Here is a 5714-nt window from a genome sequence, read left to right as displayed (position 1 = left end):
TTGATCTCGCCGTTGTGTGCGATGAACCGGTACGGGTGCGCCAGCGGCCAGGACGGGAACGTTGTCGAGAAGCGCGAGTGCACCAGCGCGATGGCGCTGACCACCCGCTCGTCGGTCAGCTCCGGGTTTAGAACGCCGGGAGCTGGTCCGGGGTGAGCATGCCTTCCACACCATCGTGCGGCCCGACAGCGACGGGAAGTACGACGGCACGCCCCGCTCGGCGGTCTCCCGCTCGACCTGCTTGCGCAGGCAGAACGCCACCCGGTCCAGTCGAGCCCGGTCAGCGGGGAGCCGGCCGGGCCGTCCGGCGAGCCGGTCAGCCGGTGCGCGGCCACGAACAGCTGCCGGACCCGGGGCATCGCCGCGAAGCCGCGGTCTCGCCCAGGCCGGACGGGTCGGTCGGCACCTCCCGCCAGCCGAGCACGTCGGCGCCCTCGGACCAGCGCGTACTTGTCGACCACCTGGCGGGCGCGGGGCCTCGGCCGCGTCGTCGTCGGGCAGGAACACCAGGCCGGGGCGTACTGGCGGCCGGGGGCAGCGGGAAGTCGGACGGTGGCGCGCAGGAACGCGTCCGGCACCTGATCATGATCCCGGCGCCGTCTCCGGTGTTGTGCTCCGCGCCCCGGCGCCCCGGTGGTCCAGGCGGCACAGCGCCCCGAGGCCGTTCGCGACGACCTGGTGCGAGCGCCGCCCGTGCAGGTCGGCCACGAAGGCCACACCGCAGGCGTCGTGCTCGTACGCGGGGTAGTAGAGCCGGTCGCCTGTGGGGCCGGCTGCGGGCTGTGAGGGGTACGGAAAGGCCACCGGGCCTCCTGTCCACTCAGGTTGGATCATGATGGGGACGACGTCGGCCCTCTGCGGTTTATTGAGTCTACGTTAGGGCTCCGGCGCAAGGCCAGTTCAGATTGATCACACTTCCAGATGCTGGGACGTGTAGTCTCGCGCGGTGGATCTCGCACGCGCTGACGCACTCGACCGGTTGGAGCGGTTCTACGACGCGGTGCCGCGACGGGGCCCGGACCGAGGATTACGGCGCCCTGGTGCTGTTCGTCGGGACGGGGCGGGCTGGCCGTTCTACGCCCGGCCCGGCACGACGCCACCGAGGCGCCCACGCTCGCCGACGTGACGGCGGTCCGCGCCCGGCAGCGGGAGCTGGGCCTGCCGGAGGCGTTCGAGTGGGTGCACGAGCACCAGCCCCGACCTGCTGGCGGTGGCCCGCTCCGCCGGGCTCAGCGTGCTGGAGGCGCCGCTGATGCTGCTGGAGCCGAGCGGCTGCCCGAGCCGGGGACGTTCACCGACGTACCGGTGCGGGTGCTGGACCCCGCCGACCCCGGTTCGCGGCGGACATCGCGCTGCGGCGGGCCGTCGCGGCGGTCGGCTTCGCCAACGGCCGGCACCGCGCGCGGCGACGCCGACCGGCCGAGCGGGACGCCGCCCTCGCCAGCTGGACGTGGCCGCGCTGGAGGAGGAGGCGACCCGGGTCGCCGACGGGCGGCGCATCTCGGTACTCGCCGAGGCGCCCGGGGAGGGCGCGCTCGCCAGCGGATGGCGATGCGGGTGGGTGGACGACGTGGCGGAGATCGCCGGCGTGGCCACGCTGCCGTCCGCCGGCAGCGCGGGCTCGGCGCGGCGGTGACCGCCACCCTCGCCCCGGGAGCTGCGCGCCGCCTGGGTACCGACCTGATCTTCCTGAGCGCCGGCAGCGAGGACATCGCCCGCGTCTACCTGCGGGTCGGGTTCCGCCGGGTGGGCACCGCCTGCATCGCCGAGCCCACCGCCGTCATCTGAGCGCGGCCCGGCCCACGTGCCCCCGAGCCCGCGCCGCCGGGGCCGGGCCGCCGGGAGACCGGGCCGCCGGGAGACCGGGCCGCCGAGAGGACGGCGTCGCGCGGCACGGGTCAGGACGGCGGCTGCCAGGCGGCGGCCGCCGCGGCGGCGGTGTTGCGCAGGCGCGGGCTGATCGTGCCCAGTGCGGCGTCCCGGGCGCGCAGCGCCAGCCGGCCCCGGGCCTGGAGGACCCGCGACATCCGCCGGGTCTGCCGGACCATCGTGGCCGCGCGGGGGCGGCGCAACCTGTCGTACGCGGTCACCGCGTCCGGCAGCCGGACTCCCGCAGCAGCCCGGCCAGCGTCGCCGCGTCCTCGAACGCCAGGCAGGCGCTCCCTGCCCGAGGTGCGGCGGCATGGCGTGCGCGGCGTCGCCGAGCAGCACCACGCCGCCCGGGCCGGCCGAGGAAGCCGTACGCCTTGGGCAGCGGGCGCAGCTCGCGGATCTCCTGCTGCACCACGTCCTCCGGTCGGTCGCCTCCAGCAGCGTGCACGAGGGGCGGGCCGGCCCGCGAACCAGCGTTTGAGCAGCGCGAGCTGGATCTCCGCGGTTCGGGCGGGGCGCGCGCGGCCGTGGCGACCCAGTAGACGCCGCCCCGGCGGGACGCGCCCGCCGTGCCCCGCTCGCCGAGCGAGGCGGCCAGGAAGCGGTACCCGGCGCCCGAGCGTCTCGCCGTGCACCGGCTGGTCGTCAGGCAGCTGCGGAGCCCGGTACCAGGGGATGACCGCCCGCCAGGCGGCGCAACCGGAACTGAACCACCGCGGTCTCCGGGGCGAGGTTGCCGGCGGATCTCGCTGTCCGTGCCGTCGGCGGCCACCACCAGGTCCGCCTCGTAGGTGTGCCGGCCGTCGCCCCACCGCCGACGCTCGCCGACACCGCGCGTACGGTCCGCACGTCACGTCCGGTCCGCCAGCTCGACCCGGTCACCCAGGCCCGCTATCAGCGCGTCGTGCAGTCCTCCCGGTGCACCAACCACCGGCATCCGCTCGGCGGGCGTGGACCGGGGCCCTTGCACCAGCCAGTGGCCCGTCCCGGTACGTCACACATCGAGGGCATGTTCAAGGCGGTGTGCCCGTACACCTCGCAGGCCGTGGTGATCGGGCAGGCGCGCAACTACTGCCACCATGCTCGTGACGCTGGACCGGACGCGATCAAGGGCTGGGCCGCCGGCACCCCGCTGGAGGGCAGCGACTACACCACGATCGTCACCTCGCCGCAGGCGCGGGAGGATGGTCGAGGGTTACGTGCCGAGCTGAACGCCAAGCTCAAACGCTGGGAGACGATCAAGAAGGTGACGATCCTTCCCCGCGACCTCACCATCGAGGACGGCGAGGTCACGCCGTCGCTGAAGATCAGGCCGCCGCAGCGGGGAGACGAACTTCGCCTCCGAGATCGACAAGATGTACGAGGGCACGCTCGCCGAGCTGTGACCCGCACCGCCGAACGGTCGCGCCGGCCGTGCCCACCGTCCCGGGGCACGGCCGGTCGCGTCGGCGCCCACAGGGGTGCTGCTGCCGCCAGTGGCTCTGCTCGGCCTCGGCGGCGACCTGCTCCTCCAGCGCGAGCCGGCGGACCCGGCGCCGAGGCCGTCCTCGCGGCGCGTCTCCCAGGCGACACCGGCACCCGTGATCACCGCGAGCACACCGAGCGCGATCAGCTCCGGGACACGGAAGACGAAGGGCCGACCACGGCCAGCGCCAGCCACGCGAGCAGCAGCGGCCGGTGTGCACCTCGCGCAGCGCGAGCCACCAGCAGCCGGCCCGAGCTGAGCAGGTACAACGCCACCCCGCCGAACAGGATCGCGCCCCAGAAGCCGCCAGTGGCAGGCCCCAGGAGGGCGACTCGGGGTGGCGGCCTCGGCCAGCAGGTCCTTCAGGCCGAGCGCGTAGAGGATGGACCCCGGCGACCATCGGCAGGTGCATGAACGTGTAGACGTCGCGGGTCATCCGGACCCGGGTGGCCTCGTCCCGGGCGTGGTGCAGCTTCTGCTCCAGCGCGAAGGCGAGCGATTGTCGAAGTAGGCCACCACAGCGCGCGACGATCACGATGCCGAGCAGAGCCGACACCGCCACCGGGCCGGTGAGCGGCAGTCCGCGCTTGGGGCCGAGACCGAGTGCGATGATCGACTCCACCGAGCGCGACGAGCACGATCAACGCGTGCCGTTCGGCCCAGTGCCCGGCCGAGACGACCACCACCACTGACGGGCGAGCGTGACCCCGCCGACGTACTCGACGAGCAGCGCCAGCGTCCAGAGCGACAGGTGCAGCGGGATCGCGAACCGCTCGTGCGGCAGCCACGACGGCACGGTGGTTCGGCGATGACCAGCAGGACGGTGGCGCCGGCCGGTAACGCGGCCCGCAGCAGCAGCCGGCGGCGCCGGGCCATGTCGGCGCGGTCCACCCAGCCGAAGACCGTGAGCTGGGCCATCCGGATCACGAAGTAGCAGCCGGCGAAGATCAGCGGGCCGGGCAGCCCACCGGGAAGGTCCTCGAACGCGCTGGGCGCGCTGAGCACCAGCAGGAACGTCGCCGCCACGGTGACGACACCGACCAGCGGCAGCACACCCTGGTCGGCGCGGAAGAAGTTGCCATCCGGGCGAAGCCGGTCCCACGACCACCAGAGCAGCGCCAGCACCAGCAGGAAGCGGTACAGGTTGGCCGGGGTGAGCTCCGATGCGGTGAGCGTGGTGACGCTCAGGAACGCGAAGACGAAGACAGGTCGGTAGAAGAGCTCCAGCCGGGTGGTGGCGGGAACCCGGGGCCGCGGACCGCACGGTCCACGACCGTCGGACACCGCTTCCCGTTCCCCACCCGGGCAGTGTGCGGGCGCCGGTCCGGCCGGTGCCGGGGTTCGGACCTCTTCACCACACGGATCGGGCCGGTTCAGGTGATGACGCTGGGCTCCCGCCACTGCGGGCGGCTGGTGCGGTCCAGGTCGTAGCGGACCGCCGCGAGGGCGCCCGACCGCCTCCACCAGCTCGTCGGCGGGCAGGGTGAAGGGCAGCCGCAGGAAGCGTTCCAGCGTCCCGTCCAGGCCGAACCGGGGTCCGGGCGCCAGCCGTACGCCGAACTCCTCGGCCGCGCGGGCCAGCGCGCTGGAGATCGGGCCGTCCAGCTCGGCCAGAGCGTGACACCGCCGCTCGGTACCCGTACCCGCCAGTCGGGCAGCCGGTCGGCGAGCGCGGCGACCAGGACGTCCCGTGGGTGGACGAGCTGGGCCCGGCGGGCGGCCACGATGGCCGGCGCCTCGGTGAGCAGGTGCACGGCGACGAGCTGGTCGAGCACCGGGCTGGCCATGTCCACCCCGACCCGGCCGCAGCCAGCCGCTGCACCTGGGGCGCGGAGGCCCGTACCCACCGATCCGCAGCCCGCCCCAGTAGGGCTTGCTCATGCCGCCGATGCTGAATCACCCGGGAGTGCCTGTCGAAGACGGCCACCGGTTGGCGGCAGCGTGGTGTCGTCCAGCGGCAGGTCGACGAAGGACTCGTCGACCACCAGGTCGGTGCCGGCCGCGTGGGCCGCCCGACCAGCCGCTCGCGCAGATCGGCGGCCATCAGTGGCCGGTGGGGTTCTGGAACTCGGGGATCACGTACGCGAGCTTCGGCCCGGTCTGCCGGAGGCTGCCGAGCAGGAGTTCGGCGTCCCCCAGCCGTCCTCGGACAGGCCGTGCGTGGCGATCCGGGCCGCCGGGCGGACAGCGCGGCCAGCGCGTTGGGGTAGGTGGGCGACTCGACGAGCACGCCGCCGCCGGGCGACAGGGCCAGCCGCAGCACCAGGTCCAGCGCGTGCTGGGTGCCGCTGGTGACATGATCTGCTCCGGGCTGGTGGGCAGGACCGCGTCCGTGTAGGGCGGGCCACCGCCTCGCGCAGCTCGATGATGCCGGTCG

The 5714-nt window shown here is 74.2% G+C and carries 4 protein-coding genes and 4 pseudogenes; 3 read left to right on the top strand and 5 right to left on the bottom strand.

Annotated elements, in window-relative coordinates; translation table 11 throughout:
- A partial coding sequence (locus tag KSK32_RS35085) for a hypothetical protein (protein WP_374226762.1) occupies nucleotides 1–359 on the bottom strand: 359 nt, incomplete at its 3' end.
- Nucleotides 317–834, bottom strand: a pseudogene (locus KSK32_RS35080) (hypothetical protein). The pseudogene KSK32_RS35080 and the gene KSK32_RS35085, both read right to left, overlap by 43 nt.
- 616 nt (nucleotides 835–1450) lie before the next feature.
- Here KSK32_RS35080 and KSK32_RS33950 point away from each other — a divergent pair.
- Together KSK32_RS33950 and KSK32_RS33945 are read left to right on the top strand one after the other, a co-directional pair.
- Nucleotides 1451–1636: a hypothetical protein gene (locus tag KSK32_RS33950; RefSeq protein ID WP_254188941.1), complete on the top strand. Its 186-nt coding sequence runs from the start codon at nucleotides 1451–1453 to the stop codon at nucleotides 1634–1636.
- Nucleotides 1633–1788, top strand: coding sequence for a hypothetical protein (locus tag KSK32_RS33945; RefSeq protein ID WP_254188940.1), 156 nt, complete (start codon nucleotides 1633–1635; stop codon nucleotides 1786–1788). The genes KSK32_RS33950 and KSK32_RS33945 overlap by 4 nt, the downstream gene beginning before the upstream one ends.
- A gap of 110 nt (nucleotides 1789–1898) precedes the next feature.
- On the opposite strand, the pseudogene KSK32_RS34745 reads toward KSK32_RS33945, so the two are convergent.
- Nucleotides 1899–2866: pseudogene (locus KSK32_RS34745) on the bottom strand (FAD-dependent monooxygenase); the annotation flags it as partial.
- On the opposite strand from KSK32_RS34745, the pseudogene KSK32_RS33930 reads away from it, so the two are divergent.
- Nucleotides 2867–3257: pseudogene (locus KSK32_RS33930) on the top strand (long-chain fatty acid--CoA ligase); the annotation flags it as partial.
- Between the two features lie 611 nt (nucleotides 3258–3868).
- Here the strand turns inward: KSK32_RS33930 and KSK32_RS33925 are convergent.
- Complete coding sequence (locus KSK32_RS33925) at nucleotides 3869–4621, bottom strand: low temperature requirement protein A (RefSeq protein ID WP_308163836.1); 753 nt, start codon at nucleotides 4619–4621, stop codon at nucleotides 3869–3871.
- 89 nt (nucleotides 4622–4710) lie between these two features.
- Nucleotides 4711–5714: pseudogene (locus KSK32_RS32660) on the bottom strand (PLP-dependent aminotransferase family protein); the annotation flags it as partial.

It is taken from the genome of Micromonospora sp. WMMB482, from assembly GCF_019038635.1.
GTDB lineage: Bacteria > Actinomycetota > Actinomycetes > Mycobacteriales > Micromonosporaceae > Micromonospora > Micromonospora marina.
The sequence above is the reverse complement of the archived record's forward strand: the minus strand, read 5'-3'. Positions and strand labels throughout refer to the sequence as shown.